Origin of the sequence: Anaeromonas frigoriresistens (assembly GCF_016820655.1) — a bacterium.
In the GTDB taxonomy this organism is placed as follows: Bacteria; Bacillota; Clostridia; order Tissierellales; family SIT17; genus Anaeromonas; species Anaeromonas frigoriresistens.
Genome location: NZ_WSFT01000053.1, coordinates 288,987 through 304,836, shown reverse-complemented (window position 1 = coordinate 304,836; position 15,850 = coordinate 288,987). Strand labels below are relative to the sequence as shown.

Annotated in this window: 15 protein-coding genes; all 15 read right to left on the bottom strand. The window is 28.0% G+C overall.

What is annotated here, in order from left to right; translation table 11 throughout:
• Nucleotides 1-5: 5 nt before the first annotated feature.
• The 15 genes from pgsA to rbfA all read right to left on the bottom strand — a co-directional run bounded on the left by pgsA (nucleotide 6) and on the right by rbfA (nucleotide 15,838).
• Nucleotides 6-548 (bottom strand): CDP-diacylglycerol--glycerol-3-phosphate 3-phosphatidyltransferase, encoded by a 543-nt coding sequence (pgsA, locus tag GOQ27_RS15645; RefSeq protein ID WP_203367813.1) that lies wholly within the window; start codon nucleotides 546-548, stop codon nucleotides 6-8.
• Entirely contained in the window at nucleotides 532-1,872 is a 1,341-nt protein-coding gene (gene rimO / locus GOQ27_RS15640) for a 30S ribosomal protein S12 methylthiotransferase RimO (protein WP_203367812.1), read from the bottom strand. The genes pgsA and rimO overlap by 17 nt, the downstream gene beginning before the upstream one ends.
• A 4-nt stretch (nucleotides 1,873-1,876) precedes the next feature.
• Nucleotides 1,877-2,923, bottom strand: coding sequence for a tRNA 2-selenouridine(34) synthase MnmH (gene mnmH / locus GOQ27_RS15635; protein WP_203367811.1), 1,047 nt, complete (start codon nucleotides 2,921-2,923; stop codon nucleotides 1,877-1,879).
• 63 nt (nucleotides 2,924-2,986) lie between these two features.
• Nucleotides 2,987-5,305 carry an FtsK/SpoIIIE family DNA translocase gene (locus GOQ27_RS15630; RefSeq protein ID WP_203367810.1) on the bottom strand — a complete coding sequence of 773 codons (2,319 nt, stop codon included), beginning with the start codon at nucleotides 5,303-5,305 and terminating at the stop codon, nucleotides 2,987-2,989.
• Nucleotides 5,306-5,527: 222 nt separating this feature from the next.
• A complete protein-coding gene (locus GOQ27_RS15625; RefSeq protein ID WP_203367809.1) occupies nucleotides 5,528-6,238 on the bottom strand; it encodes a ClpP family protease in 711 nt (236 codons plus the stop codon).
• Between the two features lie 54 nt (nucleotides 6,239-6,292).
• Nucleotides 6,293-7,495 (bottom strand): aspartate kinase, encoded by a 1,203-nt coding sequence (gene dapG, locus GOQ27_RS15620; protein ID WP_203367808.1) that lies wholly within the window; start codon nucleotides 7,493-7,495, stop codon nucleotides 6,293-6,295.
• 71 nt (nucleotides 7,496-7,566) lie between these two features.
• Nucleotides 7,567-7,839: a YlmC/YmxH family sporulation protein gene (locus GOQ27_RS15615; protein ID WP_203367807.1), complete on the bottom strand. Its 273-nt coding sequence runs from the start codon at nucleotides 7,837-7,839 to the stop codon at nucleotides 7,567-7,569.
• A 97-nt stretch (nucleotides 7,840-7,936) separates the two neighbouring features.
• Nucleotides 7,937-9,226: a M16 family metallopeptidase gene (locus GOQ27_RS15610; protein ID WP_203367806.1), complete on the bottom strand. Its 1,290-nt coding sequence runs from the start codon at nucleotides 9,224-9,226 to the stop codon at nucleotides 7,937-7,939.
• Between the two features lie 53 nt (nucleotides 9,227-9,279).
• Nucleotides 9,280-9,990: a polysaccharide deacetylase family protein gene (locus tag GOQ27_RS15605; protein WP_203367805.1), complete on the bottom strand. Its 711-nt coding sequence runs from the start codon at nucleotides 9,988-9,990 to the stop codon at nucleotides 9,280-9,282.
• A gap of 122 nt (nucleotides 9,991-10,112) precedes the next feature.
• Entirely contained in the window at nucleotides 10,113-12,206 is a 2,094-nt protein-coding gene (gene pnp / locus GOQ27_RS15600) for a polyribonucleotide nucleotidyltransferase (RefSeq protein ID WP_203367804.1), read from the bottom strand.
• A gap of 108 nt (nucleotides 12,207-12,314) precedes the next feature.
• Nucleotides 12,315-12,581: a 30S ribosomal protein S15 gene (rpsO, locus tag GOQ27_RS15595; protein ID WP_203367803.1), complete on the bottom strand. Its 267-nt coding sequence runs from the start codon at nucleotides 12,579-12,581 to the stop codon at nucleotides 12,315-12,317.
• A 117-nt stretch (nucleotides 12,582-12,698) separates the two neighbouring features.
• Complete coding sequence (locus tag GOQ27_RS15590) at nucleotides 12,699-13,610, bottom strand: bifunctional riboflavin kinase/FAD synthetase (RefSeq protein WP_203367802.1); 912 nt, start codon at nucleotides 13,608-13,610, stop codon at nucleotides 12,699-12,701.
• Between the two features lie 12 nt (nucleotides 13,611-13,622).
• On the bottom strand, nucleotides 13,623-14,513 hold the full coding sequence (gene truB / locus GOQ27_RS15585; protein WP_203367801.1) for a tRNA pseudouridine(55) synthase TruB: 891 nt from the start codon (nucleotides 14,511-14,513) through the stop codon (nucleotides 13,623-13,625).
• A gap of 4 nt (nucleotides 14,514-14,517) precedes the next feature.
• On the bottom strand, nucleotides 14,518-15,480 hold the full coding sequence (locus GOQ27_RS15580; protein ID WP_203367800.1) for a DHH family phosphoesterase: 963 nt from the start codon (nucleotides 15,478-15,480) through the stop codon (nucleotides 14,518-14,520).
• Nucleotides 15,473-15,838 carry a 30S ribosome-binding factor RbfA gene (gene rbfA, locus GOQ27_RS15575; protein ID WP_203367799.1) on the bottom strand — a complete coding sequence of 122 codons (366 nt, stop codon included), beginning with the start codon at nucleotides 15,836-15,838 and terminating at the stop codon, nucleotides 15,473-15,475. The genes GOQ27_RS15580 and rbfA overlap by 8 nt, the downstream gene beginning before the upstream one ends.
• Nucleotides 15,839-15,850: the final 12 nt, after the last annotated feature.

Below are 15,850 nucleotides of genomic sequence, written 5' to 3'. Positions count from 1 at the left end.
TCCTATTAATCTTGTAAGTTGAATAAGTTAATATTTTTATAAATATAGTCTAATCCTGAGATGATAGTAAATATTACTGCTAAAACTAACATAAATCTATCAAAAGGAAGTCCCACATAATTAAATGGGAAATTATTAAGTAATATACTTATTATAGCTACTAATTGAGTAATTGTTTTAACTTTACCCCACTTACTTGCAGCAATAGTGATACCCTCTGATGCTGCTAAGACTCTAAGGCCTGTTATAGCAAATTCTCTAGCGATTATTATTACAACCATCCAAGATGGTACTATCCCCATTTCGGTAAGAGATATTAAAGCAGCTGAAACTAATAACTTATCAGCTAAAGGATCCATAAACTTTCCAAATTTTGTTATCATGTTTCTACTTCTTGCAATATGTCCATCTAACATATCAGTTAATGCAGCTATTATAAAAATAATAGCTGCTATGGTAGACCCATAGGGTATATCTACTAATAAAAACACCATAAAAACTGGAACAAGAAAAATCCTAAATAATGTTAACTTATTTGCTAAATTCATTAATTATTTCCCCCTTTAAATCGTAATCATAACTTTCGGTGATTTTTACATTAGCAAAGCTTCCAATTTCTAATTCTTTTGTTGATGATATATAAACACAACCATCAATCTCTGGAGAATCCATATAAGTTCTACCTATATATAAGTCTTCATGTTGAACCTTTTCTTCAATAATAACATCATAAACTTTACCAACTTTTTTATTAGTAAGATTTTCCGATATATTTTGCTGTATTTGCATTAATATTTCTTTTCGCTCTTCTTTTATGTTCTCAGGTATTTGATCTTCAAATTTACTAGCAGCTGTATCTTCTTCTTTAGAATATGAGAATACTCCTAAACGATCAAACTTAATGTCTTTTATAAAATCAGATAACTCATTAAAATCATCTTGATTTTCTCCTGGGAAACCCACTATAATTGTAGTTCTTATTATAATATTTGGGATTTCCTTTCTTAAGTTATTGATTAGATTTGTTATTGTTTGTTTATTTGTTTTTCTATTCATTCTTTTTAAGACATTATCACTTATATGTTGTATTGGTATATCTACATAGTTTGTTACTTTTTCATTATTCTTAATACTATTTATTAAACTATCAGAAAATGTTTCAGGATACATATATAATATTCTTATCCATTTTAAATCTTCTATTTTATTTAATTCATCTAATAATTCGGGAAGCTTATATTCATTATATATATCTATACCATATTTTGTTGTATCTTGAGCTATTAAGATAATCTCTCTTGTCCCTCTTTTTACTAATTCTCTAGCTTCTTCGAGTATAGACTCAATTTTTCTACTTCTATATTTACCCCTCAATTTAGGAATAATACAATAGGTACAATAATTATTACATCCTTCTGATATTTTAATATAAGATGTAGCACCAGGTTCTAAAGGAATCCTTGGATGTTCTTCTAAATAATCGCTATGAATATCTCCAACTCTAATTATTTTCTCTTCTTTATATTCTTTTATTATTTCTGCAATTTCTCTAATGTTTCCTGTTCCTACTATTGCATCAATTTCAGGCATTTCTTCAATAAGCATCTCCTGATATCTTTCACTTAAACATCCTGCTACAATCAACATGTTACATACACCATTGTTTTTAAATTCAGCCATCTCTAATATAGTATCTATAGACTCTTCTTTAGCTGCATCAATGAAACCACAGGTATTTACAATAATAATGTTAGCTTTATCTAATTCATCTATTATTTTATATCCTTCTTTATCTAGTAGTCCCATCATTAGCTCTGAATCCACAAGATTCTTAGAACACCCTAGAGATACCATTGCTATATTTATTGACATTAAACTATCTCTCCTTTATCATCTCTTTAAAACTAATTAGTTTTTTTAAAAGTTCATTTTCTTCATTATAATAAATTTTTATATCATATTCACTTACTTTATTTATAGAATATTCATATAGAGGGTCATAATAATCTATCATTAATTCTTTTATAACATATCTATAGTTATTTTTTCGAAACTCTTCTTCTAAATTCCTAATTTTATCGTTACCTAATTTCTTTTTTAACTTTTTAATTGCACTTATTACCTGTTCACTATCATCTGATTTGTTACTTAAGTAATCATATGCAATGGTATCTACTCTATTACTGATGTTAGTACTTAATAATATATGATATCCATTTTGTATGTTTTCGTATAAAAAGTCTGGCATCACGGAGTTTCCAATTCTTTTACTTTCACTTTCTACAAAAATATATTCGTCTTTAAAATTCATAAATTTATTTAATAGTAAAGATTCAAACTTTTTTTGTCCATGAGAAGGATTACTATAAAATATGTTCCCAAAAACAGAACCGCTATTTTGGGCTAACTTTTCTAAATCTAATACTGCATGATTGTTATTTTTTAAATTTACTAAAGCTTTGGTCTTTCCTACACCAGTATAACCGTGTAGAACAATAAATTTGAACTTATGACCGTATTTTTCCAGATTATTAATAACAAAGTTCCTATATTCTTTGTATCCTCCATCTATTATATAGATTGGTAAGTTCATGATATCTAATATTTTAGCAATTGAAGAACTTCTCATACCACCCCTATAGCAAAATAATACTACATTTTTATTAGTATTGATAATCTCCTTTATTTGGTCATAGAAATTCACTAATTTCTTTGAAGCATATTCTAATCCCATTCTTTTAGCTTTATCCTTACTGATATGCTTGTAGGTATATCCAATTTCTTCTCTTTCTTTATTGTCTAAGATTGGAATATTTATTGCTCCTGGAATGGTATCTTCATTATATTCTTTTGGACTACGAACATCAATATATACTATATTATCTTTATCAACTATATCTTCATAATTTACTCTTTTTATCATTACTACACCTACTTTATCCTTATAAAAAATATTATAATTAAAATACATAAAAATGTGTATATTCTAATTATCTAACTCTTCCCTTGTTACTAGAACTTTTCGTGGTTTACTTCCTTCATGGGGACCTACTATTCCTCTTTCCTCCATTTCGTCAACAATCCTTGCTGCTCTTGAATAACCTACTTTTAATTTTCTTTGAAGATATGAAATAGAAGCCTGTCCTTCGTCTATTATTAACTCAATAGCTGATGGCAATAATTCATCTGTATCATCAAATTCAGTATTAATATCTTTGTCTATGTTTTCTATTATTTCTTCTTTATAATCAGCAGCATTATCTTTTTTTAAGAAACTAACTATTTTTTCAACTTCTTTTTCATCAATATATGCCCCTTGTAATCTTTTAGGTTTAGATGCTCCTACTGGATAAAATAATAAATCGCCTTTTCCTAATAATTTTTCTGCCCCTCCCATATCTAATATAGTCCTAGAATCAGCTTGAGAAGAAACTGCAAAAGAAATTCTTGAAGGTATATTAGCTTTTATAGTTCCAGTTATTATGTCCACAGATGGTCTTTGAGTAGCTACTATAAGGTGTATACCAGCTGCTCTTGCCATTTGAGCTAGTCTACATATACTATCTTCAACTTCTCCAGGAGATACCATCATAAGATCTGCTAACTCATCTATTATAACTACTATTTGTGGTAATCTCGTCATAGATTCATCCTTTTGTGATTTACTATTATAACTTTTTATATCTCGAACACTATTTTCAGCAAAAAGGTTATATCTTTTATTCATTTCTTGTACGGCCCAATTTAAGGCAAATGATGCTTTTTTAGGATCGGTAACTACAGGTATTAGAAGATGGGGAATTCCATTATAGATACTTAACTCTACAACTTTGGGATCTATCATCAGTAATTTTACTTCATCAGGTTTTGATTTATATAATATACTTGTAATAAGAGTATTAATACAAACACTCTTTCCAGATCCTGTTGCACCAGCAATAAGTAAATGAGGCATTTTTTCAATATTAGCTACTATAGGTTTTCCTGCAATATCTTTGCCTAATGCAAATGATAATTTACTTTCAAGATCACTGTATTCTTTAGTTTCAAGTACATCTCTCAAATTAACCGTGGATTTATCAATGTTAGGCACTTCTATTCCTATAGCTGCTTTACCTGGTATTGGCGCTTCAATTCTTATATCAGAAGAAGCTAATCCTAAGGCTATATCATCAGAAAGATTTACGATCCTACTTACTTTAATCCCGGGAGCTGGTTGTAATTCATATCTTGTTATAGTAGGGCCTCTACTTATTTGTGTTACTTGGGCCTCTATCCCGAAATTTTTTAGTATATCTTCTAATTTTTTAGCATTATTCAATATAATCTTATTTTCTTTTTTGTTTGATGAAATATCACTTTTTTGTAAAATGTCTAAAGAAGGATATTCATAATCATTATATTCATTTTCTGAAACTGCAATACTATCAAGATTATGATTTTCACTTTCATTATCTTTTTTAGTATTTTCTTTAGGCGATTCAATATTTTTCTTTTCAGGTTTTTCTATTTCTGCTATCTCAAAGGTATCATTATCTTTATATTCATTTTTAGTATAATCTAAAATCTTGATTTTATTATCTTTTATTTTAGTTTCATTTTTATCTATAATATTTTTAGTCTTATTTTCTTCAGTTTTAGATTTATTTGTTTTTTTCTTAATTCTTGATTTTGAGGTGTTAGTATGATTAGAAATGTTTTTTAGAAATGAGACTATAGTTTCATATATACTAATAATTGATTTTAGGATATTTTGAATTAAAAAAATAAGACTTGTATTAGTAACATATAAAATATTTATTGTTAATATTGTAAATAGAATTATATAGGATCCAATAACTCCGAATAATTTTAAAAACAAATATGCAAAAAATGCTCCTAAAATGCCTCCACTTCGATGAAAGGATAGTAAAGATGCTTCCATAGATATCCTTATTCTATCTGATATTTCTAAGCCATCAATTGTGGGAAGAAACTTTATATCAAATAGTGTTATTAGACATATAAAGATAATGAATATTGATACGGTTTTTTTTGTTTGGTATATATCTAGTTTATTGATTAAAAATAAAATACCAATTATTATAATTACGTAAGGTAATAAGTACCCTCCTGATCCTAGAAGTTGCCATGACTTCTCACCTATTAATTTTACTAATATTCCACTTGTAGCTGTATTCATACTATACAATAATAAGAGACCGAAAGATACAATAATCACACCAATTACTTCTTTATTAATCTCGGAAGGTTTATTGTTTCTTTTTTTTCTACCTTTTGTACTTTTTTTTGTTTTACTACTCATCCTATCACCTCTCAATGGATTTAATTCTTCATTACATTAGTGAATTCCTTCAAGAAAAACAATTCTTATATCAAAGCTACTCCATCAGAACTGATGGAGTAGCTTTGATATATATAGTATTATTTTAAATTATATATGTATTAAACTTAAAGTAAAGTTTCCTATAACATTAGTACTTTACTTTAAGTAATTATAACATATTTCATATTATTATACTATTTTTTATTCTTTGTGCTGTTCTAAGAGTTCTTCCAACTTTATTATAGCAGAATTCAATCCCCCTACTTCATTTATTAGGCCATATTTTACAGCTTCTTCGCCAACTAATATAGTTCCTACATCATTTGCAATTTCATCGGTATCATATATTAGCTTTTGTAAATTCTCAGGAGATATTTTCGTAGTTCTTAATATAAAGCTAGATATTCTTTCTTGCATTTTTTGAAAATATCTAAAGGTTTGAGGTACTCCAATTACAAGACCAGTCATTCTAATTGGATGTAAAGTCATAGTAGCAGAAGGAGTTATAAAAGAATAATTTGTTGATGTAGCTAAAGGAACTCCAATGCTATGACTTCCACCTAAGACTAAAGACACGGTGGGTTTTTTTATACTATTTATCATTTCAGATATAGCTAACCCTGCTTCAACGTCTCCACCTAAAGTATTTAGAATTACTAATAATCCTTTTATATCAGGATTCCTTTGAACTGATAATAATTGAGGTATAATATGTTCGTACTTAGTAGATTTCTTTTGAGGATGAGATAGATTATGTCCTTCTATTTCACCAATTATTGAAATAAAATGTATATCACCTTCATTTGCAGGAACATTAGTTACTCCTAAAGATTCTATAGTTTTAACTACACTTGCCTTCTTGGTACTTTCTTTGTTAGGTTTTGGAGCAGGATTAGGAATTTTATTTGACATTATTTAGTATCACCCTTTCGATTGTTAATAACCAAAAAAAATAGACTTATAAGTCTATTTTTCTCCTAAATTAAATTCTTTATGCAAAGACCTCATAGCTTTAATAGCATCTTTTGTTTTCACCAAAACCCATATAGATGAATGGGAATCCGAAGTTTGTAATATTTTTATGTTTTCTCTAAAAATACTATTTATTATTCTAGACATAACTCCAGGTATGCCTTTCATTTTATGTCCTACAACACTTATTTTGCAACAATCTCTATTGATAGAATAAATATAACCATTTTCAGAAAGGATCTTTTCAGCTAACATTACATTTTCATCATCAATAGTAAACATATTTGTTTCTAATGAAAAATTAATTAAATCTATACTGATATTAGATTCAGTTAATAAATTCATTACCGATTGGATTTTCCCTTTATTTTTTATGTTATCGATGATTATTTGTGTTCTTCTGTCTTTATAGGTGATTGAACTAATTATTTTTTTATCATTATAATCAATTATTCCTTGTCTTCTGAGTACTGTAGTACCATCTGAACTGCTCAGAGTATTTCTTATCTTTACTTTAAGATTGCTTCTTTCTGCAATTTCAACTGCTTTTGGATGGATTACTTTAGCGCCATCTTCTGCCATATTATATAAATCGCTATAGTTTATTGTATCAATAACTTGAGCATCAGGTACAACTCTTGGGTCTGCAGTCATAATACCATCAACATCAGTATATATTTCCACAAACTCTGATTTCAATGCTTCTCCTAATAGAACAGCAGTAGTATCACTTCCACCTCTTCCTAAGGTTGTTATATCACCTTGACTTGTAATTCCTTGAAATCCTGCTACAATAATAATATTATTATTTTCTAACTTATTCTTTATATTATCTGTATTAACAGATAGGACTTTTGAACTTCCATAATTCTCATCGGTTATTATACCAGCTTGACCTCCTGTTAATACTTGAGTACTATATCCTTTTTGAGTTAACATGTTAGATAACACTACAGATGATATTATTTCGCCACAAGACATAAGCAAGTCCAAATCTCTTTTATTAATATATTGAGTATTTATCAAAGATATTAGAGAATCTGTAGCATAGGGATCCCCTTTTCTCCCAATAGCTGATACAACAACAACAATCTTATGACCCTTATTTTTCTTTTCAATTATTTTTTCTATTACTTTTTCTCTTGAGGATTCATTAGCTACTGATGTACCTCCAAATTTTTGTACTATTATACTCATCATTTCACCTCATAAATAAGTTTAGTTATATTATATGATACATTATTTTATTTGTGAATGATTCTTCAATATTAATATTGTAATTCTATTATAATCATATCATCACCAATTCTTCTAATAGTGTTCCAAGGAATATTTAGTTCTCTTTTTTCACCAAAAAATTTGAACTGATTTCTATTATCAGGAACTAGTAAGGAATGAATTTTTCCTGTCTTCTCATCTATTAGAATATCTGAATCTGCTATAATACCTAATCGTCCACCAGTGTTAAGATTTACGATTTCTTTACCACCTAATTCCCTTAATGTAACAATTTTTTGATTTCCAATTTCATAAATCGCCATATTTACACCTCCTATATATTATATGAGTAAATTTTTAATATATTCTTTATCATTTATGATAACATTTATTATGATAAAACTTATATAAAAATGCTCCCTACTTTTTAAAGGGAGTATTTTTATATAAGTTTTTTAAATTTTTCTCTGTTTTATCTGAATCTTTTAAATTTCCGATATACGCGATATTCATTTTATTATAATCAAAAATTTCTTTAATTAGCTCATTGATTGAAGTTTTATTTACTCCATTTATTTTATCTATTATCTGTTTTGAAGTATTAATATCTCTATTTAATAATTCTGATTGACCATAAGCACTCATACGACTAGAGGTACTCTCTAACCCTAGAATATAATTTCCTTTTAATTGTTCTTTTGACTTATATATTTCTTCATCTGAAAAACTATTTTTCTTAACCTCTTCTATTTCTGTGGCAATTATCTCTGATAAGTTTATTAAATGATTTGGATTTAATCCAGCGTATATTGTAAATGCTCCAGTATCTTTATAAGTAGATGGATAAGAATATATTGAGTAAGCTAAGCCCATATCCTCTCTTACCTTTTGAAAAAGTCTAGAACTCATACTTCCACCAAATATATTATTTAAAACTAATAAAGAATATAAATCATCAGATCCTTGATTGATTCCTTGTAATCCTAAACATAAGTGTAATTGTTCTGTTTGCTTTTTTCTACTAATAAAGTTACCCTTTATTGTTGGTGTACTAATATCTGCTTGTATAGTATCTTTGACATTACTCCATTTACCAAAATTTCTTTCTAATGATTTTAATAATTGCTTTTCATTAATATTACCTACTACTGATATAACTAAATTATCAGGTCTATAATAGGTATTAAAATATTCCTTTATTCCTTTTTTAGTTAGATTATTTACACTTTTTTTATTTCCTAATATAGGATAAGACAGCGGATGACTATTAAACAATGTTTTTGATAATAAATCATGTACTAACTCCTCTGGAGAGTCTTCATACATATTTATTTCTTCAATTATTACACTTTTTTCTTTTTCTATTTCTGCTTCCTCAAATTTAGAATCAAACAGCATATCTTGTAATACATCAATTGCTAAGTCAATATGATTGTCTAGTATTTTGATATAAAAACATGTGCATTCTTTACTAGTAAATGCATTCATTTGTCCCCCTACACTATCAATTGCATCAGCAATATCTCTTGCAGAGCGCTTATTAGTACCTTTAAATAACATGTGTTCAATGAAGTGAGACACACCATTATTATTAATATCTTCATACCTAGATCCTGCTTCTATCCATAACCCAATAGATACGGACTTTACATAAGGTATATTTTCAGTTATTACTCTAATTCCATTAGATAATTCTAATTTATTATACACTAATTTCTCTCCCCTAAACTACATAATAACTTTATTATAATAGAGTGAAAGACTTATTTCAATATATCTGATACTTTTCCTATATTAAGTCCTTTATTTTTCAACTCTTTTATGATAGTTGGAAGAGCTTTAATTGTTTCTTCTTTAGGGTGCATTAATATGATAGAATTTTTTTTACTTTTTGATACAACTCTTTTGATAATGATATCCCTAGAACTATCTTTTCTCCAATCAATAGTGTCAACAGACCACATAATTGTTTTATGGTTTTGATCTGTTGCAGCCCTTAGGGTAGCTTCACTAAAATCACCTGATGGGGGTGCAAACAATAAGGGTTTATGACCTATTATTTTAGCTATTATATTATCTGCTTTCTTAATTTCTTCTAAGTTTATCTTGTAGCTTAGGTTTCCATAGTTTCTATGTATATAACCATGATTTCCTATTTCATGGCCATTGTTGTATATCTTTCTTAAAAGTTCTGGATTTTTTTCTGCCCATTTACCTGTAACAAAAAAAGTAATCTTTAACTTCTCTTTTTCAAAAATTTGTAGCATTACAGGTACTAATTCTTCACCCCAATCTACATTACAAGTAAATGCTACTGTATTACTTTCTCCGTTTCCTTCATAATATAAGTTATCTTTATTATTAAATGTTTTTATAGAAATACTTCTTGAATATAAGAATGATAAAATCAAAATTATTATTAATGATATTAATACAAAATAAATAGTTCTATACTTTATAAAATAAATTTTCATATCTACCCCTCCAATTTATATATATTACATTAATATTCATTATTATAATGATAATATACCTAACATTGTAAGAGTTATATATTTGGACAAAATAAGACATAAAACTTATATAGTTTTATGTCTTATTTACCTTCTTCATTTTCTGGTAGAGCATCTTTTCTAGATAAGTTTACTCTTCCTTGTTTATCAATATTGGTAACTTTAACAAGGACTTCATCACCTACTGATAATACATCTTCGACTTTTTCTACCCTCTCTTTAGCAATATTTGAGATATGGACTAAACCTTCTTTTCCTGGTAACACCTCAACAAATGCACCAAAAGGCATAATCTTAACTACTTTACCTAAATATATTTCATCTATTTCAATTTCTTTTATTATATCTTTAATCATATCAATAGCTTTTTGCCCCATTGACATATCATCTGCTGCAATTAAAACTTTACCGTCATCTTCAATATCAATTTTAACTCCAGTTTCATCAATAATTTTGTTTATAGTTTTTCCACCAGGTCCTATAATATCTCTTATTTTATCAGGATTTATTTCTAATGTAAGGATTCTAGGAGCATATGGTGACATCTCTTCTCTTGGTACAGAGATTACTTCATTCATCTTATCAAGAATATATAGTCTTCCTTTTCTTGCTCTTTTTAAAGCTTCTGTTAATATTTCTCTACCTATTCCTGCTATTTTAATATCCATTTGAATAGCCGTTATGCCATCTTTTGTACCTGCTACTTTGAAGTCCATATCACCTAAGAAATCTTCCATACCTTGAATGTCACTTAGGATACTTACTTTATCTTCTTCTTTTATAAGACCCATTGCAATACCAGCAACATTGCTTTTTATTGGAACACCTGCATCTAATAATGCTAAGGTACTTCCACATACGCTGGCTTGAGAAGATGATCCATTTGAACTTAAAACTTCAGAAACGACTCTTATTGTATATGGAAACTCATCTACTCCTGGGATTACTGGTTCTAATGCTCTTTCAGCTAATGCTCCATGACCTATTTCTCTTCTTCCAGGTCCTCTTAAAAATCGTGTTTCTCCTGTACTATAGGGAGGAAAGTTATAATGATGCATGTATCTCTTAGACTCTTCTTCTCCTAGACCATCAATCATTTGTGCATCTCCAGCAGCTCCAAGAGTTGCTACAGTTAATGCTTGAGTTTGACCTCTTGTAAATAATCCTGAACCATGAGTTCTAGGAAGTAATCCAACCTCACAGGATATTGGTCTTATTTCATCAATTTTTCTATTATCAGGTCGAACTCCTTCATGAATAATCATTTTTCTTACTTGTTCTTTTATTATAGTATATAAGGTTTCATCAACATCTTTAGAATTGTCAGGATATTTTTCTTCAAAATATTTTTTAGTTTCTTCTTTTACTTTATCCATATTTTGCTTTCTTTCAAGTTTATCCTCTGTTTTAATTGCATCAATCATTTTATCTGTTGTATATTCTCTAACTTCTTTAGATATTTCCTCATCAGATATATATACTTCATATTCAGATTTTTCCTTTCCAACCTCTTCTCTAATTGATTCTATAAAACTACAAATATTCTTTATTTCGTCATGGGCTGTTAAAATTGCATCAAGCATAGTATCCTCTGAAATAATATTGGAACTTGCTTCCACCATCATAACAGCTTCACTAGTACCTGAAACCACCAAGCTTAAGTCAGACTTATCTCTATATTCACTATTAGGATTTATAACTAATTCTTCATCTATTAAACCAACTGCAACTGCTCCTGTAGGTCCTTGAAATGGAATATCTGATATAGTTAATGCTATAGAAGATCCTATCATAGCAACTATATCAGGTGCACAATCTTGATCTACAGATAATACTGTAGTTATCACTTGTACATCGTTACGATATCCTTTTGGGAATAAAGGTCTTATAGGTCTGTCTATAAGTCTTGAAGTAAGTACTGCTTTTTCACTAGGCCTACCTTCTCTTTTAATGAAGCCTCCTGGTATTTTTCCAACTGAATATAGTTTTTCCTCAAAATCTACACTTAGTGGGAAAAAATCAATGCCTTCTCTTGGAGACTTTGATGCGGTAGCTGTAACTAAGACTACTGTATCTCCATAACTTACTATACATGATCCATTAGCTTGTTCTGCAACCTTGCCTACTGTAACACTTAATTTTCTTCCAGCAAGAGTATACTCAAATGTTCTTTCCATATTAAACCTCCTTATATATATTAATCATACTATAAAACTTTAGATAATAACCTTATATGTAAAAAAAAAATTGATAAAAATAATAGAGCGGGAATATCCCCGCTCTTATTATTTCCTTAAACCAAGTCTTTCAATCAATTTACGATATCTTTCTAAATCATTTTTCATTAAATAATTTAAAAGACCTCTTCTTTTACCAACCATTTTCAAAAGACCTCTTCTTGAATGATGATCTTTTTTATGTTCTTTTAAATGCTCGTTTAACTCATTTATTCTATAAGTTAATATAGCAATTTGTACTTCTGGAGAACCAGTGTCTCCTTCATGTATTTTGTATTCCTCAATAATTGTTGTTTTAGCTTCTTTACTTATCATTTAAATACCTCCTAGTTTTTTAATACTCCCAATCCCAAGAATAACGCCGAGGTAACGATATCCATAGAACAAGGTTAATACCTTAATTTTAACATACTAATGTATACATGTAAATAATTATTTTATTGCATTCTCTACATCAAGTGTCATCTGTCTAACTAGTTCATCTTTAGATTGAAACTTAATCTCATTTCTAAGATGCTTTATAAAATTAATTCTTATATCTTCATCATATATATTTTTATCAAAATTCAACAAATAAGTTTCAATAGATATATCCTCTCCATTTTCAAAAGTTGGATTCATACCAACACTTGTTACACTATCATATTTAGATGAATTATAAATTGTCTCAGTTTTGTATACACCTAGTTTTGGAACAATATAATTACTATTTAAATCTATATTAGCAGTAGGAAATCCCATCCCTTTACCTCTCTTTTTCCCATGAATGACTTTACCTTCTATAGAAAAATATCTATCTAGATACTTATTAGCTTTTTTAATATTACCTTCTGAAATTAAATTTCTAATAACAGTGCTACTAATAATTTCACCATTGTATTTTATTGGAGAGACTATTTCTACCTCAAAACCATATTTTTCACTTAGTTTCTTAAGTAGATCTGTGTCACCTCTACCCTTGTATCCAAATCTATAGTTAAAACCTACAACGATTCTTTGAACTTTCAAATTATCTACAAGTATATTTTTAACAAAATCTTCAGGTTCCATTTTCATGAACTCTGTACTAAAAGGTATCATTATCAAATAATCTACACCTAGTTTTTTTAATATTTCGGTTTTGTGATTATTATTTATTAATAATTTTGGCTCTTCTCTATTAGATATAATACTTGCAGGATGATTACTAAAAGTAAAAACTGCACTTTTTAATCCTTCCTGCTTAGCTTCTTTAATGACATTTTCTATTAATGTCTTATGTCCTCTATGTAACCCATCAAAGCTTCCCAAGCATATTACTGTCTTATCATTTATTTTATTACTAATATTTTCAATAATCCTCATCTATACTCACCTTCACACTAATACTTTGTTCATTTTTAGAAATATATCTTCATTGTCTTTTATAATAGATCCTATTCCAATGAATACACTCTCACTATATACCCTGTATTCTTCATCAATATCAAAATGTTTTATATTTAATCTTCTAGTACTTATCTTAAGTCCATTTGATAAATGTTTTAGGAATTTCTTATCTACTTTTATTTCTTTCATATTAATCAAAGGATAATCAATAGGTAAAATAAAACTAAAATCATTTATTTGAGACTTACTTTTAATTTCCTCTATAGTATATGCTGAGTCTAATTTAAAAGATCCTACTTCAAACCTCTCTAGGAAAGACATATGTCCATAAGTCCCTAATTTTTCCCCTATATCATTACATAATGTTCTGATATAGGTTCCTTTAGAGCATACCACATCAAATATCACTTTATTATTATTTATATGGATAATATCTATTTCATCAATGAAGACTTTTCTAGATTCTCTTTCTACAGTTTTTCCTTCTCTTGCTAATTCATATAGCCTCTTACCATTTTTTTTCAATGCAGAATACATAGGTGGAATCTGTTTAATATCACCTTTAAAACTATTGATAACTTCAATGATAGTTTCATTAGAAACCTTTTTATCTGAAGTATTAATAATTTCACCATACTTATCTTGAGTATCTGTATTTGATCCTAACGTTAATTCTGCTCTGTATTTTTTTTTTGTATACTGGATATATTCTATAACTTTGGTTCCTTTACCTATACATATAGGAAGGACCCCTACAGCATTTGGATCTAGTGTGCCCGTATGTCCAACCTTTTTCATGTTTAAGCACTTTCTAATAAAGTTAACTGCATCATGAGAAGACATACCTGTAGGTTTCAGTACATTTATTATACCATTCATAGTATCACCTTAATCGTTTAATTATTTCTTTTAATACTTTATTTTTAGCAACTTCCACATTACTTTCAATAGTATATCCTGCTGCTCTAATATGTCCTCCACCGCTAAATATTTCAGCAATTTCAGATACATTAATACGACTTTTAGATCTTAAACTAACCTTTACTTTATCATTCTCAAGTTCCTTTATAACACATGCTATTTCTACTCCATCAGTATCTCTTATAAATTCTACTATCCCATCTAAGTCTTCAGACTTAGCATTAGTCTCATTCATCATTTTTTTAGTAATAACAGTAATACCAATTCTATTATTACTAAAAAATTCTAAATGTTTTATAGCTTGGATAAATATATTTGTTTTTTCCATAGATCTGTTTTGATAAATCTCATATATTATTTTATCCTTATCAATATCATAGTCAAGTAGTTCTGCAACAATCCTATGGGTTTTTGATGTAGTATTATCATAAATAAAACTACCAGTATCCGTAGATATCGCAGTATAAAGCGCATTAGCAATATCCTTATTTAATAGTAAATTATTCTCTTTTATTATATCAAAAACTATTTCTCCTGTAGAACTTGCATCACTTTTTATTATATTGATATCTCCAAAATTTGTATTTGAAATATGGTGATCAATATTAATAATTTTTTTAAATTTATCTATGTAATTATAAGCTTCACCTATTCTACTTATATCTCCACAATCTAGAGTTATCAATACAGAATTATCTCTTATATTGTTTAAGACATTTAAATCCGATAAAGTTTCTATATTTGTTAAAAAATTAAATTTTCTAGGTATATTATCTGATTTTATTAATATTACTTTATCTTTATATATTTCTTTTAACGTGGAGCCAAGAGCTACTAAAGATCCTATACTATCTCCATCTGGATTAATATGAGAAATTAGATAGATCATTTTAGACCTATCTAATTCTCCTATTATTTTATTCATCATTTTTGTTATCATCTTCTTTAATACTATCTATTAATTTAGATATATATATACCGTTTTCTATTGACTTGTCTAGACTAAACTTAGGTTCTGGTATATATCTTAGTTTTACTTTTTTACCTATTTCTTTTCTTATAAATCCAGATGCACTCTCTAAAGCTTTCATAGTACTTTTTCTTTCTTTTTCACTTCCTAATACAGATACATATATCTTAGCGTAACTAAGATCATTTGTTACATCAACATCTGTAATAGTTGTCATAGTGGCTATCCTTGGATCTTTAAGTTCTTTTAAAATTAATTGACTTACTATTTTTTTTATCTCTTCAGATATTCTAGCATTTCTTTTTGAACTCATTTAGTTCACCTT